This is a genomic window from Pseudomonas sp. Z5-35 (assembly GCF_051131945.1).
GTDB classification, from domain to species: Bacteria; Pseudomonadota; Gammaproteobacteria; order Pseudomonadales; family Pseudomonadaceae; genus Aquipseudomonas; species Aquipseudomonas marvdashtae.
The window spans coordinates 2,836,105-2,859,031 of the sequence record NZ_CP071640.1 but is presented as its reverse complement, the minus strand read 5'-3'; the positions used below and the strand labels follow the sequence as shown (position 1 = coordinate 2,859,031).

The 22,927-nt window shown below is 62.7% G+C and carries 18 protein-coding genes; 7 read left to right on the top strand and 11 right to left on the bottom strand.

Annotated features, from left to right (window positions below):
* Window positions 1-130: 130 nt before the first annotated feature.
* Together J3P95_RS13155 and J3P95_RS13150 are read right to left on the bottom strand one after the other, a co-directional pair.
* A complete protein-coding gene (locus J3P95_RS13155) occupies window positions 131-4,276 on the bottom strand; it encodes a CheR family methyltransferase (protein ID WP_434581052.1) in 4,146 nt (1,381 codons plus the stop codon).
* 155 nt (window positions 4,277-4,431) lie between these two features.
* Entirely contained in the window at window positions 4,432-5,043 is a 612-nt protein-coding gene (locus J3P95_RS13150) for a Yip1 family protein (RefSeq protein ID WP_186632567.1), read from the bottom strand.
* 168 nt (window positions 5,044-5,211) lie between these two features.
* Between J3P95_RS13150 and J3P95_RS13145 the strand changes: the two genes are divergently transcribed.
* From J3P95_RS13145 to J3P95_RS13135, 3 genes are read left to right on the top strand one after another with little or no spacing between them, the layout of a single operon-like run.
* The gene (locus J3P95_RS13145) at window positions 5,212-5,712 is read left to right on the top strand and encodes a CinA family protein (RefSeq protein ID WP_434581055.1); all 501 of its coding nucleotides are present in this window, start codon (window positions 5,212-5,214) and stop codon (window positions 5,710-5,712) included.
* Window positions 5,713-5,724: 12 nt separating this feature from the next.
* The gene (locus J3P95_RS13140; protein WP_434557277.1) at window positions 5,725-6,243 is read left to right on the top strand and encodes a hypothetical protein; all 519 of its coding nucleotides are present in this window, start codon (window positions 5,725-5,727) and stop codon (window positions 6,241-6,243) included.
* Between the two features lie 7 nt (window positions 6,244-6,250).
* Complete coding sequence (locus J3P95_RS13135; protein ID WP_186610290.1) at window positions 6,251-6,697, top strand: DUF421 domain-containing protein; 447 nt, start codon at window positions 6,251-6,253, stop codon at window positions 6,695-6,697.
* 58 nt (window positions 6,698-6,755) lie between these two features.
* On the opposite strand, the gene J3P95_RS13130 is transcribed toward J3P95_RS13135, so the two are convergent.
* A complete protein-coding gene (locus J3P95_RS13130; RefSeq protein ID WP_186632555.1) occupies window positions 6,756-7,613 on the bottom strand; it encodes an SDR family oxidoreductase in 858 nt (285 codons plus the stop codon).
* Between the two features lie 186 nt (window positions 7,614-7,799).
* Here J3P95_RS13130 and J3P95_RS13125 point away from each other — a divergent pair, with 186 nt between their 5' ends.
* On the top strand, window positions 7,800-8,204 hold the full coding sequence (locus tag J3P95_RS13125) for a VOC family protein (RefSeq protein ID WP_434581057.1): 405 nt from the start codon (window positions 7,800-7,802) through the stop codon (window positions 8,202-8,204).
* 131 nt (window positions 8,205-8,335) lie between these two features.
* Here J3P95_RS13125 and J3P95_RS13120 read toward each other — a convergent pair whose 3' ends face one another.
* The 6 genes from J3P95_RS13120 to J3P95_RS13095 all read right to left on the bottom strand — a co-directional run bounded on the left by J3P95_RS13120 (window position 8,336) and on the right by J3P95_RS13095 (window position 15,351).
* Window positions 8,336-9,484 carry a MalY/PatB family protein gene (locus J3P95_RS13120; RefSeq protein ID WP_434581059.1) on the bottom strand — a complete coding sequence of 383 codons (1,149 nt, stop codon included), beginning with the start codon at window positions 9,482-9,484 and terminating at the stop codon, window positions 8,336-8,338.
* A 144-nt stretch (window positions 9,485-9,628) separates the two neighbouring features.
* Window positions 9,629-11,869, bottom strand: a complete 2,241-nt coding sequence (locus tag J3P95_RS13115; protein ID WP_434581061.1) for a molybdopterin cofactor-binding domain-containing protein — start codon at window positions 11,867-11,869, stop codon at window positions 9,629-9,631.
* 13 nt (window positions 11,870-11,882) lie between these two features.
* Entirely contained in the window at window positions 11,883-12,356 is a 474-nt protein-coding gene (locus J3P95_RS13110) for a (2Fe-2S)-binding protein (protein WP_434557272.1), read from the bottom strand.
* Between the two features lie 145 nt (window positions 12,357-12,501).
* Window positions 12,502-13,887, bottom strand: a complete 1,386-nt coding sequence (locus J3P95_RS13105) for a sensor histidine kinase (protein WP_434557271.1) — start codon at window positions 13,885-13,887, stop codon at window positions 12,502-12,504.
* Window positions 13,856-14,542, bottom strand: a complete 687-nt coding sequence (locus tag J3P95_RS13100; protein WP_434625704.1) for a response regulator transcription factor — start codon at window positions 14,540-14,542, stop codon at window positions 13,856-13,858. The genes J3P95_RS13105 and J3P95_RS13100 overlap by 32 nt, the downstream gene beginning before the upstream one ends.
* Window positions 14,542-15,351 (bottom strand): MipA/OmpV family protein, encoded by an 810-nt coding sequence (locus tag J3P95_RS13095; protein ID WP_434581065.1) that lies wholly within the window; start codon window positions 15,349-15,351, stop codon window positions 14,542-14,544. The genes J3P95_RS13100 and J3P95_RS13095 overlap by 1 nt, the downstream gene beginning before the upstream one ends.
* A 179-nt stretch (window positions 15,352-15,530) precedes the next feature.
* Here J3P95_RS13095 and J3P95_RS13090 point away from each other — a divergent pair, with 179 nt between their 5' ends.
* Genes J3P95_RS13090 through J3P95_RS13080 form a run of 3 tightly spaced genes read left to right on the top strand, consistent with a single transcriptional unit; the run spans window position 15,531 to window position 21,036 of the window.
* Window positions 15,531-16,694: an efflux RND transporter periplasmic adaptor subunit gene (locus J3P95_RS13090; RefSeq protein WP_434581067.1), complete on the top strand. Its 1,164-nt coding sequence runs from the start codon at window positions 15,531-15,533 to the stop codon at window positions 16,692-16,694.
* Window positions 16,691-19,822, top strand: a complete 3,132-nt coding sequence (locus J3P95_RS13085; protein ID WP_434581069.1) for an efflux RND transporter permease subunit — start codon at window positions 16,691-16,693, stop codon at window positions 19,820-19,822. The genes J3P95_RS13090 and J3P95_RS13085 overlap by 4 nt, the downstream gene beginning before the upstream one ends.
* Window positions 19,823-19,869: 47 nt before the next feature.
* Window positions 19,870-21,036 (top strand): alpha/beta hydrolase, encoded by a 1,167-nt coding sequence (locus J3P95_RS13080; RefSeq protein ID WP_434581071.1) that lies wholly within the window; start codon window positions 19,870-19,872, stop codon window positions 21,034-21,036.
* Here the strand turns inward: J3P95_RS13080 and J3P95_RS13075 are convergent.
* Both J3P95_RS13075 and J3P95_RS13070 read right to left on the bottom strand, forming a co-directional pair.
* The gene (locus tag J3P95_RS13075) at window positions 21,012-21,812 is read right to left on the bottom strand and encodes an SDR family NAD(P)-dependent oxidoreductase (protein ID WP_434581073.1); all 801 of its coding nucleotides are present in this window, start codon (window positions 21,810-21,812) and stop codon (window positions 21,012-21,014) included. The genes J3P95_RS13080 and J3P95_RS13075 overlap by 25 nt on opposite strands.
* A 94-nt stretch (window positions 21,813-21,906) precedes the next feature.
* Window positions 21,907-22,797 carry a LysR family transcriptional regulator gene (locus J3P95_RS13070; RefSeq protein ID WP_024777250.1) on the bottom strand — a complete coding sequence of 297 codons (891 nt, stop codon included), beginning with the start codon at window positions 22,795-22,797 and terminating at the stop codon, window positions 21,907-21,909.
* Window positions 22,798-22,927 lie beyond the last annotated feature (130 nt).

Genomic DNA, 22,927 nt, shown 5'->3' with positions numbered 1-22,927 from the left:
TTTTGTGGCGAGGGAGCTTGCTCCCGCTCGGTTGCGCAGCGACCGTAAAGAACTTGGGGCTGCTACGCAGCCCAGCGGGAGCAAGCTCCCTCGCCACAGCCGCAAAGCACCTTTAGCCTCCAGCGACCCTCTAATAAACCTGTGAGCGCCGCAATTGCTCAATCGCGTCGATCAGCTCGTCATAGGACACCGGCTTGCCGATGTGCTGGTCGAAGCCCGATTGCTTGGATTTTTTCAGATCGATGGACGCGCCGTAGCCGGTCAGGGCAATGGCGGGGATATGTTTGACGTGGGGCAACTGCCGCAACGCCTCCATCAATTCATGGCCGTTCATCACTGGCATGCCCAAGTCCGAAATAACAACGTCGAAACGGGCGTCCCTGGCTGCTTTCAAGGCTTCCTGCGGCTGGTCGAAAGCGAGGACGTGGGCGTCTTCCATCTCCAACAGGAGCTTGAGGGTATCGAGCACCTCGGGTGAGTCATCCACCAGCAGCACCGTCATGCCGCTCAAGCGTCCGGATTGGTCATCGCAGGCTTGCGGTTCGGGGACCATCACGGCGTTGCTCAACGGCAGGCGAATGGTGAACGTGCAGCCTTTGCCCAGCCCTTCGGATTTGACTTCGACACTGCCACCATGGGCTTCGGTCAACTGCCGTACCAGGGACAGGCCGATACCGAGCCCTTCGCGTTGATGCGTGGCGTGCTGGGTCTCGGCCTGGCCAAACAGGTCGAACACTTCGCTCAGATGCTCCGCCGCAATGCCCACGCCCGAGTCCTTCACATCCAGGCGTCCCATGTGGCCGTCGTGGCTGGCGACGAGTTGCACGCGACCACCGCTGGGGGTGAATTTCAGCGCGTTGTTCACCAGGTTCCAGATGATCTGCTCCAACCGGGTCGGGTCGGCGTTGATGATCAGCTCGGTGCCGGGGCCTTCGGGTAATTCCAGGGTGACCTTGTTCGGGTGGTTGTCGTTGATCACTACGGTGTAGATGTCTTGCAGCACGCGGGCAAGGTTGACTGCCTGGCGCTTGAGCTTGAGCTTGCCGGTGCGCACCCGCGCCACGTCCAGCAGGTCGTCGATGATCCGCGCCTGGCTGGTGACCGCGTCGCAGATGGTGTTGACCGCCTTGGCCGCCGCGCTGACGGTCTTGGTCACCGGCAGGCGCCGGAGCAATTCGGCGTTGAGCTGGATCAGGTTCAGCGGATGCTTGAGCTCGTGGGACATCACCGCGAAAAATTCATCTTTCAGGTGGCTGGTGTTCTGGGTTTCCATCAGCCGCTGGGTCTGTTCTTCGTGCATGCGCTTATGGCCGGTGAGGTCACGGGCGATTTTCACGTAGCCCTGCAAGTGGTCGCCTTGGAGCAGCGTGACTTCGCCGCTGCAATAAAAACGGCTGCCGTCCTTGCGTTGGTGCCAGCGCTCATCTTCGCAGCGGCCGTTGACGCGGGCGGTGCTCAGTTCGGTTTCCGGAGCGCCAAGCGCACGGTCATCAGGGGTGAAGAGAAAATCGTAATAGGCCCCTTCGGCTTCAGCCTTGGTGTGGCCGAAGATCAACTCGGCCCCGGTGTTCCAACTGGTGATCACACCATGCTCATCCAGGAGAATGATGGCGTAGTCGCGGGTGCTTTCGGCCACCAGTCGCATGCGTTCCTCCCCCAGGCGCAGCTCTTCCTCGGCTGCCCGGCGCTTGGTGATGTCGATGAAGGTCAGCACGGTGCCGTCGATATGGTCCTCGCTGGAGCGGTACGGCAACAGTCGAGCGATGTACCAGCGGCTGTCGTTGCTGCTGACCTCGCGCTCGATCATGTTCAGCGACTCGAATACTTGGGTGGCGTCTTCGGCCATGCCGGGGTAGTCCAGGCGATGGGTGATGTCCAGCAGCGAGCGGCCGGTGTCCACCGGCAGCATGCTGAAAATCTCCGTGGCCCTCGGTGTAAACCATTTGATACGCATGCTGCGGTCGACGAACACCGTGGCAATGTCCGTGGAGGCGATCAGGTTGGTGAGGTAATCGTTGATCTTGTCGGTTTCTTCGACCTTGGTCTTGAGCTCGTAGTTGACCGTTAGCAGTTCTTCATTGATCGACTGCAGCTCTTCCTTGCTGGTTTCCAGCTCTTCGGTGGCCGAGCGCAATTCCTCGTTGATGGCCTGCATTTCCTCGTTGGAGGCCTTCAGTTCCTCGCTGGAGACCTCGGCCTGCTCGATCGTGTCCTGCAGGTGCACTTTGGTCCGCTGCAGCTCGCGTTCAAGGTTGGATAGAAGCTGGTTTTCGGTCTGGTTGGAGATGGCTTCAGCCTGCTGGCTGGGGTCGACTTCTTCTTCCTCGAACACAACCAATACGAATTCGCCGTCGGACTGGTCATCGCGATAGGGCTGCACCAGCAAATCCACCAGGAAGCGCCGTCCGTCTCTCTCCAGATTGACCTGCCGGGACTTGACCGGCTGGCCGTTCTGTTGGACCTGGAACAGCGCAGTGCGGATCTCCAGGCGCAGCTGGGGGGTGATCAATGTCAGCAGGTTGCGCGACAGCTCGCCGCCCACATGACGCAGGAAACGACCGGCGCTTTCGGTCATGTGCAGGATGTCGGCGTTGACATCGACAATTATGCTGGGAGGCGCAGCCTGCTCGATGGCGCGCAGATGAATGTCGGCGAATGACACCTTGCGCGTCACCGGAGCCAGCGGCGCGGCCTTGGACACCGTGCTGCGCACGTATCCGCCACGGGGCATGGTCGGCGTGCGGCGGCTGCTGGCGGTGCCGTACTTGGCGCGGAAAATCCGGTTGCGCTTGTCCACGGGGCTGAACAGTTCGTGGCAGGCATCGGCCGATTCCGAAGAGCCAAGAAACAGGAACCCACCCGGTCGCAAGGCGAAGTGGAACATCTGCAGGATTTCGCGTTGCACCTCGCGGTCGAGATAGATCAGCAGGTTCCGGCAGACGATCAGGTCGATCTGGGAGAAGGGCGGGTCCGACAGGAGGCTGTGCTTGGCGAACAGCACACGCTCGCGGATTTCCTTGCGCACCCGATAAGACGCGCCGTCCTTCATGAAGTACTGGCGCAAGCGCGTCGGCGGCACGTCGGTAATGATCGCTTCCGGATAGGCGCCGTTGCGCCCGACGGCAATGGCGCGTTCGTCGATATCGGTGGCGAAGATTTGCAGTTTGGCCGAGCTGTTCTCGTGTTGTAGCTGATCGCTGATCAGCATCGCCAGCGTATAGGCTTCTTCACCGGTGGAGCAGCCGGCCGACCAGACGCGTATTTCCTCGGGCGGCACGCTGGCGGGCTCGACGGGTTGGAGAAGCTGGGGCAAGACATCCCGCTCCAGAGCCTCGAATGCGTCGCGGTCGCGGAAAAAATTGGTCACCCCTATCAGCAAGTCGCCCAGCAGTGCCTTGGTTTCTTCCGGATGACTCTGCAAGTAGCCGTAATAGGCGCTGAGGTCCGGCTGGGCCGTGACCTGCATGCGTCGTTCTATGCGGCGTAGCACGGTGGCCCGCTTGTAGTGTTTGAAGTCATGCCCGGTGCCGGACCGCAGCTGCACCAGGATGTCATGCAACAACTGCTCGGCGACGGCGGCCTCATGGTCCGACGCAGGAGGCTGGGTATGGATTTCCGGGTCGTTGGCGGTCGGCAGGCGGATCGCCTGGGAGTTGCGCCAGATCTCCAGGAGTTTTTGCGGCATCTCCGCAACGGGCAGCACCAGGTCGACCATCTGAGTATCGATAGCCGCTTGCGGCATGCCATCGAATTCCGCGTCTTCCGGGGATTGCGCGAGGGTCACGCCACCTTGTTCCTTGATCCGCGACAACCCCACCGCGCCGTCCGAGCCGGTACCCGACAGTACCAGGCAGAACGACCGCTCCTTGTGCACATCGGCCAGGTCACGAAAGAACAGATCGATGGCAACGTGTCCGCCCTGGCGTGGTTCGGCCGGGGAAACCTTCAAGTAACCGTCATTCATCAACAGCTGATGGGCCGGGGAAATCACGTAGACGTGATTTTTCTCGATAGGCACCGTCTCGGTGACTTGCAGCACGGTCATCTTGGTTGATTCCTGGATGATTTTGTCCGCGATGCTTTGATGATCCGGCGCCAGGTGCAAGACGACGACAAAAGCCATGCCATTGTCCTTGGGCATGTGTTCGAAAAACTGCTTGATGGCCTGCAAACCGCCTGCGGAGGCGCCGATTCCTACTACGGGGAAGTCCAATTCGCTGGGGCTCAGCTCTCGTCGTTGTGGCACGTTGGGAGACCGTTTGCTAGGAGATGACATATAAGTTTGGCCTTAAAGGGCGGCGGGGCGGTCCGGCACTGCCGACTCGATTTCATTGATACAAAAACTCGCAGGATAGTCGGGTTGCGCGAAGATTGCGAAAACAGACGCCTGCAAAGCCGCCCCTTCAGGCATTGTGCGCCTTCAAGGCGGATTCAGCCTACCGGCACGCGAAGGTACTCCGGCTGCAAGTAGTTGAACCACAGCAGGATCATTTCCACCATGATCGTCACCAGCACCAGCAGGCCGACGCCCCAGACGCTGGCCGAGTACAAAAGGCCCTGTTCCTTCTTCAGGTTCATGAATTTCGGCAGCCCGACGAACAGCAGGAACGTCGAATAGGCCGATGCCGCCAGCAGCACCGCCACGGCCAGCCAACGGCTGGGATAGAGCCCGCAGATCCCAGCGAGGAAATACGGTGTAGCGGTGTAGGCCGCAAATCCGATGCATTGGTTGATCGAGGGGCGGGCTTCGAACGTGCGCGACATCCAGCGGATGAACAGCCCCATCAACGTGACGCCAATGACGATGGTCAGATACAGCAGCGCGCACAACTGCAATGCGCTGGCGCGACTCAGCCTCACCGTTTCGTTCTCGGCCAGGCTCCAACCGGTCCAGGTGGTGCCGATGAACAGGCACACCGCCGGAATCAGTGCGAGCAACAGCAGATGGGCCAGGTAGTGGTGTGGATGAGCCTGTTCCTGCTCGCGAATGTCCACCCAAGCGAACTCGGGATGGGTGAACAGTTTGACGAAAAGTACAGACATGACGACCTCCTGATCAGGGACAGCCTCTGCGTGAGGCTCATACCGTTATGAGGTACAGGATTGGGCAGGGGTTTCATTTATTTGCCCGGTCGGGGAGACGGCGCGATAAAGGGAATGATTCAAAACGGCAGGGGTCAACCCATCAGCATCCATGAAGGACTGTATGCCATGACTGTTGCCCAATCCCTGGTTGATTACATGCGCGAGCATGAGCTGCGCCTGACCACCGCCGAGTCCTGCACCGCCGGGCTGATCGTCACGCTCCTGGCCGAAGTGCCGGGCAGCGGTTCGCTGATCGAAAGCGGCTATGTGGTGTATTCCCCCGAAGCCAAGCAACGTTTGCTGGGCGTCAAGGCGCGCACCATCGACACCTTCAATCTGACCAGTCGCGAGGTCGCCGAGGAAATGGCCCTTGGCGCGCTTCACGACGCCAACGCCAACGTCGCCGTCGCCACCACGGGCCTGCTCGGACCGGACGACAAGGACGGCATACCCGCCGGCACGATCTGCTTTGCCTGGGCGTTCCAGGTGAACGGCCAGCGCGCGCTGTTCAGTCGCCAGGAACGCTTCTTTGGCGACCGTCGCCAGGTGCAACTGCAGGCCAGCGAGTACGTCTTGCAGCAGTTGCCCGGTTACCACCAACGTGCCGTGGCGGGTGAACGCCGCTAGGAGAGTGCGCCCATGACCGATCAATGGGAGCAGGACGACCATCGCAGCCGCGAGTTTCCCGTGCGCGAAGACATGGTGTTCCAGCACAAGGTCTGGCGGTTCGAGCGGGTGGGCTGGTACGTGTTGGTACTGTTGGTGATCCTGACCCTGCTCGGGCTGTTTTCCCGCGGACCGTTGAGCAGTCGCGAACTGCAAAGCGCTGACGGCAATATTAGCGTCGAATACGAGGCGTTCCATCGCAACGGCTCGACCAATCCGATGGTCCTGCGTCTCAAAGGCGCATCCAACGCGGTGCTGGAAGTCGAGCTTGGGGGCGATTGGCTGGAGGCGTTCGAGGTGCAGAGCGTGCAACCGCAGCCCATACGCTCAGCCGCCGCCGGGCAGGGTGTAAAGCTCTGGATCCAGGCGGATGGCCAGGGACAAGCCAACCTGCACCTGTCATTGCTCAGCGAAGGCCTCGGGACTTATCACAGCCGCATCGTTATTCCTGGCGGGGCGACGGTGAGCTTCAATCAATTCATCTTCCCTTAGGTGACGTATGGATTCGGTACTGCGAGCCGCCGCTATGTATGCGGTGTTGATGGTGTTGTTCAAGATCGCCGGCCGACGTTCGCTGGCGGAGATCACCACCTTCGATTTCGTACTGTTGATGATCATTGGCGAGGCTACCCAGCAGGCGCTGCTGGGGGACGATTTCTCGCTGACCAACGCGTTCATGGTCATCGTCACACTGATCGCCATCGATGTCGGATTTTCGTTGCTCAAGCTGCGTTCCAATTGGGTGTCGCGGCTGATCGACGGCGGGCCGACGATCATCGTCGAGGACGGCCGCATCCTTCAGGGCCGCATGCGCCACGCCCGGCTGGTGGAGGCGGACATCATGGAGGCGGCACGTTCGAGCCAGGGCATCGAGACCCTGGAGCAGATCAAGTTTGCGATTATCGAGCGCAACGGCAAGATTTCGGTGATTGCCAAGGAGGAGTGAGCCTGAGCGCTTTAGTGGCGAGGGAGCAAGCTCCCTCGCCACAGGAGGCAGCCGGGCTTTAGAGGATCGGCTTGCCGCCCGTCACCGCATACCGCGAGCCGGAGATGTAGCTGGACTCATCCGACGCCAGCAGCACGAAAATCGGCGCCACTTCCACCGGCTGGCCAGGACGACCCAGCGGTGTCTGGGAACCGAAATTCTGCACCTCTTCTTCGGGCATGGTGGCGACAATCAGTGGCGTCCAGATCGGTCCTGGCGCGACGCTGTTGACCCTGATGCCCTTGGACCCGAGCATTTGCGCCAGGCCACCGGTGAAGTTGGCGATGGCGCCCTTGGTGGTGGCGTAGGCCAGCAGCGTCGGCTTGGGCATGTCGGAGTTGACCGAGGTGGTATTGATGATCGAACCCCCGGCCTTCATGTGCGGCACGGCGGCCTGGCAGATCCTGAACATCGCCGTGATGTTGATATCGAACGTGCGCACCCATTCTTCGTCCGGGATCTCTTCCAGGGTCTCGTGGGTCATCTGAAACGCGGCATTGTTGACGAGGACGTCGATGCGCCCGAAACGCGCCACGGTCTCATCGACGACCTTGCGGCATTGCCCCTTGTCTGCCAGGTCACCGGGCAGCAACAGGCACTGGCGGCCGGCTTCTTCGACCCAGCGTGCGGTCTCCTTGGCGTCCTCATGTTCATTGAGGTAGGAAATCGCTACGTCCGCGCCTTCTCGGGCGAAGGCAATCGCCACGGCGCGCCCGATGCCGCTGTCGGCGCCGGTGATCAGGGCGATCTTGTTCGCCAGGCGCCCGGAGCCTTTGTAGCTCTGTTCGCCACAGTCCGGGTACGGGTCCATCTTCTGTTGGCTGCCGGGCACGGGTTGGCTTTGTTTTGGAAAAGGCGGGGTTGGGTAGTTGGCCATTTTCGTTCTCCATCCTAGTGGTTGCGATGGAGGGTGGACTGCGGGTTTTTGACCAGAGTTCGGTCGGATTTTTCCGCCGGTCGATGAGCGTGCCCGCCAAGCGTTTCGTCGATCGTGCTCATGTTCCGCTGAACGCGGGCACGGTCATGCTCTCCAATGGCAACAATGCTTCATAAGGAGAAGGGCATGTTCAGTCACATTCAGATTGGTGCGCGTGATCTACCAAAAATGGTCGCGTTCTACGATGCCGTCCTGGGGGGCCTGGGGTTGGTGCGCATGGACAGCGAAGACGACTCGGGCCCACCCGGGGAAGGCTGGCATCAGCCCGGCAAGCATTGGCCGCAGGTGTTCGTCCAGGTGCCCATCAATGGCCTGCCGGCCACGTGGGGCAACGGCATGCAAGTCAGCTTCGCCGCCGACTCGCAGCAGGCCGTACGCAACGCCTGGGAGACGGCGATTGACATGGGCGGCTTCGACGAAGGCGCCCCGGGCCTAAGGCCGCAATATTCAAAGGATTACTACGGCGCCTATTGCCGGGATCCGGAGGGAAACAAACTGTGCTTCGTGCATACGCCGGATATGCATGACTGACCCCTGGGTCTGAACTGATCCGCTCTTGTGGCGAGGGAGCTTGCTCCCGCTGGGGTGCGAAGCAGCCCCACAATCTTGCGGTCGCTACGCAACCGAGCGTGAGCAAGCTCCCTCGCCACGGGACGATCTGATCAGCCCCTGGCTTTGAGGCTGCGTTCCATCCGCGCGATTCCTTCCTCCAGCAACGCCCGCGGGCAACCGAAGTTCAGGCGCACGAATTGTCCCGCGTCGTCAGCAAAATCCAGCCCGGCGCTCAGTCCAACCTTGGCATCCTTCAGGAAAAACCCTTGCGGATCGTCCAGCCCCAGCGCCGAGCAGTCCAGCCACGCCAGGTAAGTACCCTGGGGCACGGTCATGGTGATACCGGGAAGGCGAGTCTTGACCGCCTCGACCAGATAATCGCGGTTGGCCTGCAAGTAGCCTTTCAATTCGTCGAGCCATGGGCCCGCTTCGCTGTAGGCGGCACGGGTCGCTTCCAGGCCCAGGGCGTTGACGCTGTCGACCATGCCGGCCCTGGCGCCGTTGACGCGCTCGCGCAGCTTGGCATTCTGGATGATCGCGAACGACGTCTTCAGCCCTGCGATGTTGTAGGCCTTGCTGGCCGACATCAGCGTGATGGTCCGCTCGGCAATCTCCGGGCTGAGGGACGCGGTGGGGATGTGCACGCGGCCATCGAAGCACAGCTCGGCATGGATCTCGTCCGAAATGATCCAAGCATCCTGCTCGACACAAATGTCCGCCACGGCCTTGAGCTCGTCGCGCCCGAACACCTTGCCCAGCGGGTTGTGCGGGTTGCTAAGCAGCAGCGCACCGCCGCCGCGCAAGGCGTCGCGCAGTTCGGCCAGGGGCGTATGGAACTCGCCATCGACCGGTGTGAACGCCAGCTCCACCTTGTTCAGGTGCCAATGGCCCGGCGCATGCCGCAGTGGCGGGTAGTTCGGAACCTGCACCACCACGTTTTGCTGCGGCTCGACCAAGGCATGCAACGCCATGTTGAACCCCGGCTCGACCCCCGGCAGGAACAGGACCTGCTGCGGCTCGACGCGCCAGGCGTACTTGCTCCAGAGATCGGCAACGATGGCGGCGCGCAGGCTGTCCTGGGCCACGCTGTAGCCGAGCATCGGGTGTTCCAGGCGCTTGCGCAGCGCATCGATGACCACTGGCGGCGCGGCGAAATCCATATCGGCCACCCACATCGGCAATACCTCGGCTGGGTAGCGGCTCCATTTGGTGCTGCCGGTGCCGTGGCGTTCGAACACCCGGTCGAAATCGAAAGTCATGGTCGTTCCATCAGGTCAGGGAATGGGATGGCGGCCATGATAAAGCAAAGATCCCGCGGGGGCAGCCAATGCCCAGGACACCGTCAAGCCGACACCCTACATGTACGGCGACCACCTCGACATCGGCAAGGTATTGCAGGCCTATCAAGCCAGCTTGAACGGCAACTGCCGCAGCGGTTTCCCGGTCAGACTCGCAATGGCGTTGGCAAATGCCGGGGCCAAGGCGGGCAGGCCGGGCTCGCCCATTCCGGTCGGCGGCTCTGCGCTGGGAACGATGTGGACGGCGACCTGCGGCATGTCGGTAATGCGCGGCACGCTGAAGTCAGCGAAATTGCTCTGTTGCACGACGCCATCCTTGAGCGTGATCGCGCCACCGGGCAAGCACATCGACAGGCCCATCAGGGCTGCGCCTTGCACCTGGGCCTCGACACTGCGGGGGTTGATCACCAGGTTGCAGTGCACGCCCGCCGTCACGTTGTGCAGCATGGGACGACCCTCCTGCACCGAGGCTTGCACCACGTAGGCCACCACCGAACTGAACGACTCGTGCACCGCCACGCCCCAGGCCTGGCCGGCCGGTAGCTGCCGTTTGCCGTACTCGCTCTTGTCCACCGCCAATTGCAGCGCGGCGCGATGGCGGGGGTTCTGGTCGCCGAACAATTTCATCCGGTATGCCACCGGGTCCTGCTTTGTCGTACGGGCGATTTCGTCGATCAGCGTCTCCATCACGAACGCGGTATGAGTAGAACCCACGCTGCGCCACCACAGCACCGGCACGTTGAGCTTGGGGTGATGCACGGTCAGTCGCATCGGCAAGGGATACGGATCACGCAGGCCTTCTGTCGCGGTGGGGTCGATGCCATTCTTTATCTGCCCTGCGAATGGGGTGCCGACGAGGATGGACTGCCCGACCAGGGCGTGGTCCCACGCCAACACCTTGCCACTGTCATCGAAACCGATGCGCGCGCGGTGCAGATGCATCGGACGGTAGTAGCCGCCCTTGATGTCGTCCTCGCGGCTCCACAGGGTGCGGATTGGCGCATCAAGCCCCGCAGCGCGCGCGGCCTTGGCCACTTCGCAAGCCTGCACGACAAAATCATTGGTCGGCACGCCACGACGCCCGAAACCGCCGCCCGCCGTCTGTACATTTACCTGGACTTGCTCGGGCTTGAGGCTCAGCACCTTCGCCGCTGCCGCAGCGTCGCCGCCCGGGAACTGAGTACCGACCCACAACTGGGCGCGGCCTTCGGATAGCTGAACGGTGCAGTTCAACGGCTCCATCGGGGCGTGGGCCAGGTAGGGAAACACAAACTCAGCCTCCAACCGATGCGGCGCCGAGGCGAGAGGTGTCATGTCGGCATCGAAATGGAGCGCGCCGGGTTGGCCGGCCAGCTCCCGGTACTGGGCCAGTTGTTTTTCCGTGTCGACCTTTTCGACTTTAGCCACGTCCCATTCGACCTTCAGCGCATCACGTGCAAGTTTTGCCTGCCAGTAACCGTCGGCGACCACCGCAACGCCTTCGGCACCGCCGTCCAGCGGCACGCGCAGCACGGCTTTCACGCCTTTGGTTGCGCGCGCGGCGCTGTCGTCCAGCGACGCGATCCTGGCACCGAACACCGGTGGGCGAGCGACCACCGCAGTCAGTTGTCCCGGCAGATGCATGTCGATGCCGAAATCCTGCTGGCCGCTGCTCTTGACCTTGGCATCGAGGCGGGTCGTGGCCTGGCCGATGATGCGGAAATCCTTGGGATCCTTGAGCGTGACTTTCTCCGGCACGGGCATCGCCATGGCGGCTTCGGCCAGCTCGCCGTAAGTCGCCTTGCGGCCACCTGGGCCCAGCACCGTGCCGTTTTGCGTGGTCAGGCTCGCGGCGTCGACATTCCAGCGCGCGGCCGCGGCGGCGAGCAACATGGCGCGAGCGCGAGCGCCCAGTTCGCGGTATTGGGTGTAGCTGTTCTTGATCGAATTGGAGCCGCCGGTGAGGTGGATGCCAAACGCCGGGTCCATGTAGGCCGCGTCGTTGCTGCCGTTGCGCGTGCGCACCAGGCTCCAGTCGGCGTCGAGTTCTTCGGCGAGGATCATTGGCAAGCCAGTCTGCACACCCTGGCCGAACTCCAGGCGATTGATCGTCACGGTGACTTCGCCGTTGGGCGCGATCTGTACGAAGGCCGAGGGTTGCTGAGTCGGTTTCAGCGCTGCGTCGCCAACTCCGCCGGCCTGTTGCGCCAGGGCAAGGTGCGGGAACGCGCCCAAGGCCAGGCCGCCGATGCCGACGATCTTGAGAAAGCTGCGCCGGGGCAGGGTGGCTGGGCCTTCAGTCACGTCGCGATCAAGCAGGTGTTGCAGGGCGCGCGGCAGCTCATTTGGAAAAATCTCGTTCAGCATGGACCAGCTCCTGTCAGGCAAGTGTTTTTGCGGCATCGGCCACTGCGGCGCGGATGCGGGCGTAAGTGCCGCAACGGCAGATATTGCCGGCCATGGCCGAATCGATCTCGGCCGGCGTCGGCTGCTTGCCCTTGGGCTGGGCCTTGAGGAACGCGGTGGCGCTCATGATCTGGCCGCTCTGGCAGTAGCCGCATTGCGCCACGTCGTGCTTGACCCAAGCCTCATGCACGGCGCTGCCCACCGGGTCGCTGCCATCGGTCGCCGCTTCAATGGTGGTGATCTTCTTGCCAACCGCCGCGGCGATCGGCGTCACGCAGGACCGAATGGCCTGGCCATCCAGGTGAACGGTGCAGGCGCCACACAAGGCCGCACCGCAGCCGAATTTGGTACCGGTCATGCCCAGCGTGTCGCGCAAGGCCCAAAGAATCGGGGTGCCGGGGTCTACGTCTACCGTGTGCTCACGGCCATTGATATTGAGGGCGCTCATCGGACCAGCTCCAGAAGGTTTGGCACCGATTACTATAGAAAGCATCGGCTGGGATAGCTTGCACGATCCGGTCCGATGATTGCCCAATCTTGCAAAAACACCCCTGTAGGTTCGGTTGGCAGTGAGCAAGCCTGGGCGCATGCGCTCAGGCGGGCCGCTCAGGGGCGGGCCGGGACAAACAAAACAACAACCCAGGCTCGGCCCTGCGCGCGACGAGCGTCCATCCGTGGGCCTGGGCGATCTCCTGGCAGATCGTCAGGCCCAGTCCCGCGCCGTGGTCGCGTCGATGAGCGCCGCGCCAGAAACGGGTGAATATCTGCGCCAGTTGGTCTTGTTCAACCCCGGGGCCCCAATCGCGCAGGGTCAACGTATCTGCGCTCAGTTCAACGCGTATTTCGGTATCGGCAGGGGCGTGCTGGATGGCGTTTTCCAGAAGGTTTTTGAGCAGGGTGAAAAGGGCGCTGCGGTCGGCCTGCCAGGACGCCTGCGTCTCAACCGGAGCCGCCAGCACGACGCGCACGTGCGCCGCGTCGGCCATGCGTTGCAGATAATGGGCGGCTTCCCGGGCAACATCCATGACATCCACGGCGGCAAGGCTGTAGTTGTGCGCTTCGCTCGTTTCGGCCAGCAGCAATAGTTGCTGGACCTGGCGGGTCATGTGCTGGGCATCGTTGAGCAGCGAGTCGCGGCCCTTGCTGGGCTCCATCAGTTCGATCTGGGCGCGGATCAACGCCAGGGGGGTCTTGAGCTCGTGTGCCGCGGTCGCCAGGAATTCCTGCTGGACGCGGTAGCCGTGCGCCAGGCGTTCAAGGGCGCTGTTGAAGCTGGTCACCAGCGGCGCCACCTCGGACGGCACGGTCCTGACCTCCAGCCGCGAGTGCAAGGAGCGCGGGGAGATGGCCGCCGCTGATTCCGAGACCTCCCGCAAGGGCTTGAGCGCATAGCCCAATGTGAAATAGGCGCAGGCGCCGAAGACAAAAAGCAGCACCAGGCTGAACAGGACGATACCGGCGCCCATGAACGGCCAGGCAAACCCCTCGTGGAGCAGTTCCATCAGCCGTTCGCTGGCGGCAAATTGCAAATACCAAGTCTTGCCGTCGTGCTCCAGCGGGGCGGTGGCGGCGTACATCAGGATGCCTTTTCGCTCGAACTTGAATTGCGATTGCTCCGTTGGATGAACGGTCGCCGCAGGCGACCAGAACGCCGCGTCAGTGGATGCATGGACGGCGCTCCCATCCGAATCCAGTACTCGGTAGCCGATTTCCTCCCCCAGGCTCTGGAAGGTCCAGATCCGGTCACCCTCGCTGTTGTCGAATCCGATGGGCCGGCCCGTGGCGTCGAACAGCAGCTTATCGGCCAGTTCATGGGTACGCTCGGCGACGTCCGTGCTCAGCAGGATATCGCTCCTGGAGGTGACAAGAGCGAACACGCCGAGTGCAATCAGCAGGATGCTCAATCCCACGCCTGCGATATAGGCAAGCAGCACCTTGAAGCTGATGCTATTGCGCCAAGTCGTCCTGACGAAGGGCATAACCCAGGCCTCTCAAATTGACTATCCGTTGATGGGAACCGATCGCCAGCAGCTTTCGGCGGATACGATGCAGGGCCACGTCCAGGGCATTCGGCGTCACGGCTTCGCTCAGGCCCCACGCGGCCGCCTCGATGGCGCTGCGGCGGACGATTTCACCGGGTTTGCGCAGCAGCAACAGCATGATCTGCATTTCCGCAGGCGCCAGCGGCACGCTGCCTTCGGTGCTGCACATGATGCCCATGTCGGGTTGCACGCTGAGGTCGCCGTGGGCAGGCGCCAATGGCCGGTGTTCCGCCGGGCGACGCAGCAATGCCCGTACACGGGCAACCATTTCGTCCATGGCGAACGGCTTGGGCAAATAATCATCCGCCCCGGCGTCGAGGCCTTCGACCCGATCATGCAGCGCGTCCCGCGCTGTCAGGACCAGGCACGGCAGGCCCAGCCTGGCAGTGCGCAAACGCTGCAGCAGGACCAGCCCATCGCCGTCCGGCAAGCCCCGATCGAGGATCAGCGCCTGGTAAGGCACCTGCTGGATGGCCGCCCAGGCGGCATCGATGCGGCTGATGACGTCGACGGCGATCCCGGCGCTCGACAAGCCTTTGCTCACCAGGTGCGCCAGGCGTTCATGGTCCTCGACCAGCAGAATGCGGCTCATCAGAAACGGTACAGGTAGCCGAACAGCACGCTGTTCTCGGTTGATCGGTCCACCAGCGGGCTGTCCTTGATTTCATCGGACAGGCGCGTCGCCTTGAGGTCCAGGAACACGGAGTGATGATCATCGAACATATAGTTTCCACGAACCCCGAATTCAGTATTGATACCGGACTTCGCATCATAGGCCGCCCGGTCGGCGCGAGCTTCACTTTCGCGAACGCCGAAGTAGTAGTCGACGTATTTATCGTCCTGCCATAGGGCCGCCAGGCGTGGCGTGAGCATGATGTGCTCGCCTAATTTCCAGGACCTTTCCAATCCCAGGGCAAAGCGCTGGCCCTTGCTGTTGCCTGATACGTCGGCCAGCCACTCGGCACTGACATCGGCCACGTCGTTGCGCCATTTCACCTTGGCTCCTGCCCAGAAACCACCGTCGCGGTCACGCATGCCATCGAGAATCCGCGCGTCATCGTCGTCGTAACCGCTGAAGTCGTACTCGCCGACGATGCTGAATTCGAGCTGTTGGGTGTCGCTGAGGTCCAGGCCCGGCAACTTGATCTCGGCGGTAGGGCCGAATACCCGCACATATTCATTCTCAAAGTAGATCAGCGGCAGGACTTCACTGTCCCGGTCGATGCCCTTGTACGGCTGCTGGCTGCTGACCGCACCCACGCCAAGCCCCCATTGGGAACCTTCCAGCTCGTCGGCGCTGGCCGCCATTGACGCGCACAAGCCCAGCACAAACACAGAGGTGGCCGTAGTCAGCCGTGTCGCAATTGAATTTTTCGAGGTGGGCAAGGGCATGGAACGCATGACGGTCTCCAGATCAATAGGATGAAAGCGTCCCTATCGTTGAAAACTTCTTCTTACTGGACACTTACCGTTGGGTCTGGATAACAACCTTTTCGCTGGTAAGAGTTCCGAAAGGTTCCCTGTCGGATAGTGGCCGCCTCAAGCAATCACGCGGCCTCTTGCGCAGGAATACGATCCCCATGAAAAAAAAGACACGGCATGTCGTTCTGTTTGTCGTGACCTTGGCCTGCGCCATCGTCGTCGTGATGATGACCGTTTCGCCTGACGCGGGCCCCAATAGCGCCGAAGTTCCGGCCAGGCCTGCTCTGACGGTGGCCGTCACCCAACTCCAATCGGCCATGCAGCCGACTCGTGTCCTGGCGTATGGCAACGTCATGGCGTGGCAGGAAGCGAGCGTCGGCACCGAAGCCGATGGCTTGCGGTTGGCCGAGGTCAAGGTGAACGTCGGCGATGAGGTCCGGCGCGGCCAGGTGCTCGCCACATTTGCTCCGGAAACGATCGCCGCCGAACTCGCGCAGCGTCGCGCCGCCACCGCCGAAGCGCAGGCGACGCTCGCCGAAGCACGGGGCAATGCCGAGCGCGCCCGGGAACTGCAATCGAGCGGGGCGTTATCCAAGCAGCAGGTTCACCTGCACGTGACGGCCGAACACACGGCGCAGGCGAGGCTGGACGCAGCCAGGGCGCTGGAGCGGCTGCAACATCTGCGCCTGGCCCAGACTCAGGTCATGGCGCCCGACGATGGAGTGATTTCGGCGCGCAATGCCACGGTGGGCGCGGTGCTGCCCGCCGGCCAGGAACTGTTCCGGCTGATTCGGGACGGTCGCCTCGAATGGCGCGCTGAAGTCGCCGCATCGGACCTGGGTAAATTCACTCCCGGCCAGGTGGTGCGGGTGATTGCGGCCAACGGCGAACCTATCGAGGGCCGGGTGCGCAGGGTTGCGCCCACGGTGGACATGCAGGTCCGCAACGGCTTGGTCTATGTCGACCTCCCGGCGGGCACCGCGGCGCGTGCCGGGATGTTCGTACGTGGCGAGTTCGCGGTCGGCGCCGAGCGGATGCTGACGCTGCCCCAGAGCGCGGTGCTGCAGCATGACGGTTTCAGTTACGTCCTTCAGGTCGGACCGCAGTTCAAGGTGACCCGGGTCAAAGTGACGGTGGGACGCCGCGTCGGCGATCGTGTCGAGATCATCGGCGGTATTGACGGCACGGCGGCCGTGGTCGAGGCCGGCGCCGGCTTTCTCGCCGAGGGAGACCTCGTCCGGGTGGTCCAGTCGCGCACCGATCCGACCGGCACCCCGACCAGCCAGCCGACAAGCAGCCTGACACGCGGGAGCGCGCAATGAGCCTTAACGTATCGTCCTGGTCGATCCGCAATCCGACGCCTTCCGTCCTGTTGTTCCTCTTGCTGACCTTCGCTGGCTTGATGGGCTTCTGGAAAATGAAGGTCCAGAACTTCCCCGATGTTGACCTGCCCATGGTCTCCGTATCGGTGGAGCTGCCCGGCGCTTCACCCGAACAACTGGAAAACGATGTGGTGCGCAAGATCGAGGATTCGCTGGCGACGCTGCAAGGCATCAAGCATATCCAGAGCACCTTGACCGACGGCAACGCCGATATCACGGTGGAGTTCCGCCTCGAGAAGCCCACTCAGGAAGCGCTGGATGATGTGCGCGACGCCGTCTCCCGGGTACGGGCGGACCTGCCCGCCGACCTGCGCGACCCAGTGATCCAGAAGATCGAGCTCGCCGGATCGCCAATCCTGACCTACACGGTGGCGGCGACGCGCATGGACGATGAAGCGCTGTCATGGTTCGTCGACAACACCCTCAGCAAGACCTTGCTGGCGGTGCCTGGCGTGGGGGCGGTCAATCGTGTCGGCGGGGTGACCCGGGAAATTCGCATCGACCTCGACCCGGCGCGCCTGTTGGCGCTGAACACCACGGCCCTGGACATCTCCCGTCAACTGCGCCAGATCCAACAGGAAGCCTCGGGCGGTCGTGTCGACCTGGGTGGGATCGAGCAAACGGTACGCACCCTCGCCACGGTGCAGTCGGCCGAGGAAATCGCCTTACTGGATGTGACCTTGAGCGACGGTCGACGCATCCGGCTCGACCAGGTTGCCACGGTATCCGACACCGTCGGCGAGCGCCGTTCGGCGGCATTCCTGGACGGCGAGCCGGTGGTCGGCTTCGAGATCCTGCGGGCAAAAGGCGCCGGAGAAATAGAGGTCGACGAAGGGGTGCGCGCCGCCCTCGACACACTCAAGGCGCGACACCCTGAAATCACCATCGCCCAAGCCTTCAACCTGGTCGATCCGGTGATCGAGAATTACCAGGGCTCCATGCACCTGCTTTACGAGGGGGCAGCGCTGGCGGTGCTGGTGGTGTTCCTGTTCCTGCCGGATTGGCGAGCAACCTTCGTCACGGCGGTCGCGTTGCCATTGTCGGCGATACCGACTTTTGCGGTGATGCATTGGATGGGCTTCACCCTCAACATCGTCACGCTGCTGTCGCTGTCGCTGGTGATTGGCGTGCTGGTGGACGACGCCATCGTCGAGGTCGAGAACATCGGGCGACATTTGCAGATGGGCAAGAAACCCTATCAAGCGGCCATGGACGCCGCCGATGAGATCGGGCTGGCGGTAATTGCCACGGCGTTTACGCTGATCGCGGTGTTCCTGCCCACGGCATTCATGAGCGGCACGGTCGGCAGGTTCTTCGTCCAGTTCGGCTGGACGGCGGCAACAGCGGTTTTTTTCTCCCTCGTCGTTGCCCGCCTGCTGACGCCGATGATGGCGGCCTACCTGCTGCAGGCGCCGCAGAAGCCGGAGCGCAGACCGGCCTGGTGGCTGGATACGTATTTGTCCTGGGCAGGCTGGTGCTTGCGCCATCGTGCCGTGACCAGCCTCGGCGCTGTGGTTTTTTTCGCTGCGGGGCTGATGCTCGCGGCGGTGTTGCCGGGCACCTTCATTCCGCCGGAGGACGACTGGCAGACCCAAGTGACCCTCACGCTGGCGCCCGGCAGCAAGCTGGGCGACACGTTGGTGCTGGCCGAACAGGCGCGGGAGCTTGTCGGGCAGAACCCGCACGTCAAGAAGGTCTACACCGCCGTGGGCGATGGCCGCGCCGGCGCTGACCCGATGGCGCCAGCCGGCAGCGGTCTCGCCAATGTCCGCACGGCGGTGCTGACGCTGAACCTGACGCACCGCGACGACCGACCGGGCCTGACCAAACAGCAGATCGAAAACCATCTGCGCGAAGCACTCACGGTTTTGCCTGGCGTACGCGTCAAGGTCGGCATGGGTGAGTCGGAAAACTACATGCTGGTGCTCGCCGGCGAGGACGGCGCCTTGCTCACCCGGCATGCGCAGAAGGTCGAAGGTGAACTGCGTGGGCTGCCTGGCGTCGGCGGCGTTATTTCGAGCGCCAGCCTGATGCGCCCCGAGCTGGTGGTTCGGCCCGATTTCGCCAGGGCCGCCGACCTGGGCGTCACCTCGAACGCAATCGCCGATACGCTGCGTGTTGCAACCTTGGGCGACTACGATCAGGAGCTGGCCAAGCTCAATTTCAGCGAACGGCAGGTGCCAGTCGTCGTGCGGCTGACCGATGCCGCTCGCCAGGACTTCGAGACGCTGAAGCGCCTGCCGGTACCCGGTGCCCGTGGTCCGGTCGCGCTGGAGAATGTCGCAACGCTGGAAATCGCCAGCGGCCCCGCGCAAATCGACCGATTCGACCGCATGCGCAACGTCAACATCGAGATCGAGACGAATGGCCAGGCGCTGGGCGACATCGAGCAGGCCGTGCTTGGCCTGCCGAGTTTGCGCGAGCTGCCGCCCGGTCTGGTGCAGACGTCCGTCGGCGATGCCGAGGCGATGGGCGAACTTGCCTCGGGGTTTGGCGTGGCGATGCTGACCGGGGTGCTGTGCATCTACATGGTGCTGGTCCTGCTGCTCAAAGACTTCATGCAACCGGTGACTATCCTCGTCGCCCTGGTGCTCTCGGTGCCCGGCGCGTTCCTGGCGCTGTTCATCACCGGCTCGACCTTATCGATGCCGTCGATGATCGGCTTGATCATGCTGATGGGCATTGCGACGAAGAACTCGATCCTGCTGATCGACTACATCATCCTCGCCCGTCGGGACCACGGCCTGGGCCGCCACGAAGCGATCCTGGATGCCTGCGCCAAGCGCGCACGACCGATCATCATGACGACAATTGCGATGGGCGCAGGCATGATGCCCATCGCACTGGGCTGGGGAACCGACCCGAGCTTTCGCGCGCCGATGGCGATCGTAGTGATCGGTGGGTTGGTCACCTCGACCGTGCTGAGCCTGCTGGTCATTCCCGTAGTGTTTTCCTACGTGGACGACGGCGCGCAGTGGTTGTACAAGCGCATCCATGGCGTGCTCTGGCAAGGGGAGCTACGTAACGAGGCGAACGGTTTGGGCAGCGAAGCGGGGAGTGAGCGTTGAAGATTCCAGCAAAGATCAGCACGGTTTTTCCATCGTGGCGTCCGCTCATGCTGGGCATCGCCGCCATCGTGGCGAGCCTGGCGCTGATGGCCGGGTGTGCCCGGCAACCCAGCGCGGCCGACGCCCGGACGGAGCCTGCGACCTTTGAGGATTACACGCAGGCGTCACGGGCATGGATCGAGGAACGGCGGGTGTTCCAGACCGCCAACCGCAGCGCTGAACTGGCCTGGAACGCGCCTTACGAAGTGCGCCCCGATGCGCCGTCCAGCAAAGCTATCCTCTTGTTGCATGGCCTGGGGGATTCACCCTGGTCTTTCGTCGACATCGCCCAGGATCTCACGGCGCAAGGCTTCGTTGTGCGCGTTGCGTTGTTGCCGGGGCACGGCACCCAGCCGGCTGACTTGATCGACGTGCAGCTGGAGCAGTGGCAGCAGTTGGTCGAGGAACAAGTCGCGCTGCTGCGCAAGGAGTTTGCGGACGTCTACCTGGGCGGTTTCTCAACCGGCGCCAATCTTGCGCTGGCATACGCCATCAACGACCCGGATATCAAGGGCCTCGTGCTGTTTTCACCGGCCTTTCGATCGAGCGAATCCTACGACTGGGCCACGCCCTGGCTGGCGCATTTCAAGACCTGGATATTGGCCCCCGACAATACCCGGCCACAACAATCGGCGGTGCGCTACCACAACGTCCCCACCAACGGCTTCGCCCAGTTCTACCGCAGCAGCGTCGCGGTTCGTCGGCTCATCGAGCACCAGGACTTCGACCGTCCCGTGGCCATTGTCCTGACTGAGCAGGATTCAGTGGTCGACGTGCGCTACGTGCGGGAGCTTTTCAAACACCGATTTACCCATTCCGCCAGCCGGTTGATCTGGTATGGGCAGGCGGCGCCGGCCGGCAACAGCGGCGCGGCCCATGATTCACGCGTCCTGACGCGTACCGACCGCATCGCCGACGAACGAATCAGCCAGTTCTCCCACATGGGCATCCTGTTCTCACCAACGAACCCGCTCTACGGTCGTTCCGGCACCCTGCGGTTCTGCCGCAACAGCCGCAACGCCGACGAAGTGGCCCGGTGCGAAGCGGGGGAAGAAGTCTGGTATTCGGATTGGGGTTACAGCGAGCCGGGTAAAATCCATGCGCGGCTGACCTACAACCCTTACTTCCAGTGGCAATCGGGGGTGATTCGTCAGGTGTTGGCGGTAGCTGAGTAGGGCGCCTTGTTCTCCACCAGGCAATTGCCGCCATCCACCACCATGGTTTCACCGGTGATGTAGCTGGCCTCCGCAGAGGCCAGGAAGGCCACCAGCGCGGCGACTTCCTCGGGGCGTCCGGCCCGGCCCATCGGCGTGTAGCGTGCGGCGTTGGCTTCTTCGGCAGAGCTCGACCCTGTCGCGATCCAGCCGGGCGCGACGCTGTTCACGGTGATGCCCTGTTGGGCCACTTCAAGCGCGAGGCCCATGCTCATGCCGACCATCGCCGCCTTCGCGGCGCTGTAGGCTGCTTCACCGGGATTGCTGCAGCGAGTGCCGGTGGTGGAGCTGATATTGACGATGCGTCCATAACGGCGGGCCTGCATGCCGGGCAGGACCGCTCGGGTGAGCAGGAACGCGGTCGTCAGGTTGCGAGCCAGCGACAGGTTCCACGCGGCCAGGTCCATGGACGCCACGTCGGCAAAAGACTCCGGGCTTCCTTGCATGGCCATGCCGGCGTTGTTCACCAGGATATCGACCCGGCCCCAGACCGACTCAGCCCACAGTCCGAACTCGCGCACCTGGGTTTCATCCGTGAGGTCCAGGGCTCGCCCCTCGACCTCAAACCCTTGCGCCCGCAACTCATCGACCCGTTGAGCAATGCGGGCGCTGCTCGCAGTGACGATCAGCCTGGCGCCGACTGCACCGAGCCTGCGCGCGATCGCCATGCCGATGCCCATCTCGCTGCCGGCGCCGCTGATGAGTGCCACAGGGTTCTGTCCGGTTGCGTTTGACATGGAAATCGCTCCAGGTATCGAGTTGATGAGCAGGCAGCGGTGTCAGGCACCGCAGACGAGTATGGCAGCGAAAAGGAGCGGCATCAGGCGGCCGCTACTGCGGCCACTGCTCCAGCAAAATCGAGACGAATTTCTCGGCGGCGGGGGAAAGCGATGCACCTCGTCGATAGACCAGGCCCAGTGACCGGTTCACCACAGGTTCGATCAGGGGCACACTGACCAAGGTTGGATGATCGCCGGCAGGCATTGCCAGGCTTGGCATCGCCGACACTCCAAGGCCCGCCTCGACCAGGCCCAGCGAGGTGGACAGGTGCTGCACCTCATAGAACCACTGCGGGCGCCAGCTCAGGCCAGACAAGGCGTGGTCGAGCAGCATGCGATTGCCGCTCAGGCGACCGACGCCGATCAGTCGATAGTCACTGAGTTCCGACCAAGTCACGGCGCTGCGTCCCGCCAATTCATGGTCGCGCCGGCAGGCCAATACAAAGGGTTCGTTGACCAGCGGCACGAATTCAATATCCGGGTGTTGGCCGCTCATCATATTGATGCCGAAATCGGCTTCGCCGCGAAGGACCGCCTCCAGTCCTTCGTTGGCGCTGAGATCCAGCAGGCGGATGCGGATCTTGGGGTAGCGCTCGTTATAGAGACGGATCACCGAAGGCAGGAAATAGAACGCTGCCGTCGGGATGCAGGCCAAAGTCACCCGGCCGATCTGCCGCTCAGCCAGCTCGCGGATGTTGAGGATCGAATCGTCGAAATCGTCCAGCAAACGCCGGGCCTTGGGCAGGAAGTCACGGCCGACGCTCGTCAGGCTGACCTTGCGGGTGGTGCGATCGAGCAGTGCGGTGCCTAGGCCTTCCTCGAGTTTTTTCATCCGTCGGCTCAGGGCCGGTTGCGACAGATGCAGCGCATCGGCAGCCTCGTGGAAACTGCCGAGTTCGGCGATTTTCACGAAAGATCGTATGTCCTGAAGCTCGTATTCCATGTTTTACCTCGGCGGGGAGGGGGGCTGCGCGATGCCAATCATCGTAAGGGAATTCATTTGTGAAACGCAATAATCGCTCCGATCTTTGCATTGGAATCACTTTTTAAACCCTGCCACTCTTGTGTCCAGA

Coding starts and splice junctions, on each gene's coding strand:
- J3P95_RS13155 (WP_434581052.1), bottom strand. CDS start 4,276: ATGTCATCTCCTAGCAAACGGTCTCCCAACGTGCCACAACGACGAGAG.
- J3P95_RS13150 (WP_186632567.1), bottom strand. CDS start 5,043: ATGTCTGTACTTTTCGTCAAACTGTTCACCCATCCCGAGTTCGCTTGG.
- J3P95_RS13145 (WP_434581055.1), top strand. CDS start 5,212: ATGACTGTTGCCCAATCCCTGGTTGATTACATGCGCGAGCATGAGCTG.
- J3P95_RS13140 (WP_434557277.1), top strand. CDS start 5,725: ATGACCGATCAATGGGAGCAGGACGACCATCGCAGCCGCGAGTTTCCC.
- J3P95_RS13135 (WP_186610290.1), top strand. CDS start 6,251: ATGGATTCGGTACTGCGAGCCGCCGCTATGTATGCGGTGTTGATGGTG.
- J3P95_RS13130 (WP_186632555.1), bottom strand. CDS start 7,613: ATGGCCAACTACCCAACCCCGCCTTTTCCAAAACAAAGCCAACCCGTG.
- J3P95_RS13125 (WP_434581057.1), top strand. CDS start 7,800: ATGTTCAGTCACATTCAGATTGGTGCGCGTGATCTACCAAAAATGGTC.
- J3P95_RS13120 (WP_434581059.1), bottom strand. CDS start 9,484: ATGACTTTCGATTTCGACCGGGTGTTCGAACGCCACGGCACCGGCAGC.
- J3P95_RS13115 (WP_434581061.1), bottom strand. CDS start 11,869: ATGCTGAACGAGATTTTTCCAAATGAGCTGCCGCGCGCCCTGCAACAC.
- J3P95_RS13110 (WP_434557272.1), bottom strand. CDS start 12,356: ATGAGCGCCCTCAATATCAATGGCCGTGAGCACACGGTAGACGTAGAC.
- J3P95_RS13105 (WP_434557271.1), bottom strand. CDS start 13,887: ATGCCCTTCGTCAGGACGACTTGGCGCAATAGCATCAGCTTCAAGGTG.
- J3P95_RS13100 (WP_434625704.1), bottom strand. CDS start 14,542: ATGAGCCGCATTCTGCTGGTCGAGGACCATGAACGCCTGGCGCACCTG.
- J3P95_RS13095 (WP_434581065.1), bottom strand. CDS start 15,351: ATGCGTTCCATGCCCTTGCCCACCTCGAAAAATTCAATTGCGACACGG.
- J3P95_RS13090 (WP_434581067.1), top strand. CDS start 15,531: ATGAAAAAAAAGACACGGCATGTCGTTCTGTTTGTCGTGACCTTGGCC.
- J3P95_RS13085 (WP_434581069.1), top strand. CDS start 16,691: ATGAGCCTTAACGTATCGTCCTGGTCGATCCGCAATCCGACGCCTTCC.
- J3P95_RS13080 (WP_434581071.1), top strand. CDS start 19,870: ATGCTGGGCATCGCCGCCATCGTGGCGAGCCTGGCGCTGATGGCCGGG.
- J3P95_RS13075 (WP_434581073.1), bottom strand. CDS start 21,812: ATGTCAAACGCAACCGGACAGAACCCTGTGGCACTCATCAGCGGCGCC.
- J3P95_RS13070 (WP_024777250.1), bottom strand. CDS start 22,797: ATGGAATACGAGCTTCAGGACATACGATCTTTCGTGAAAATCGCCGAA.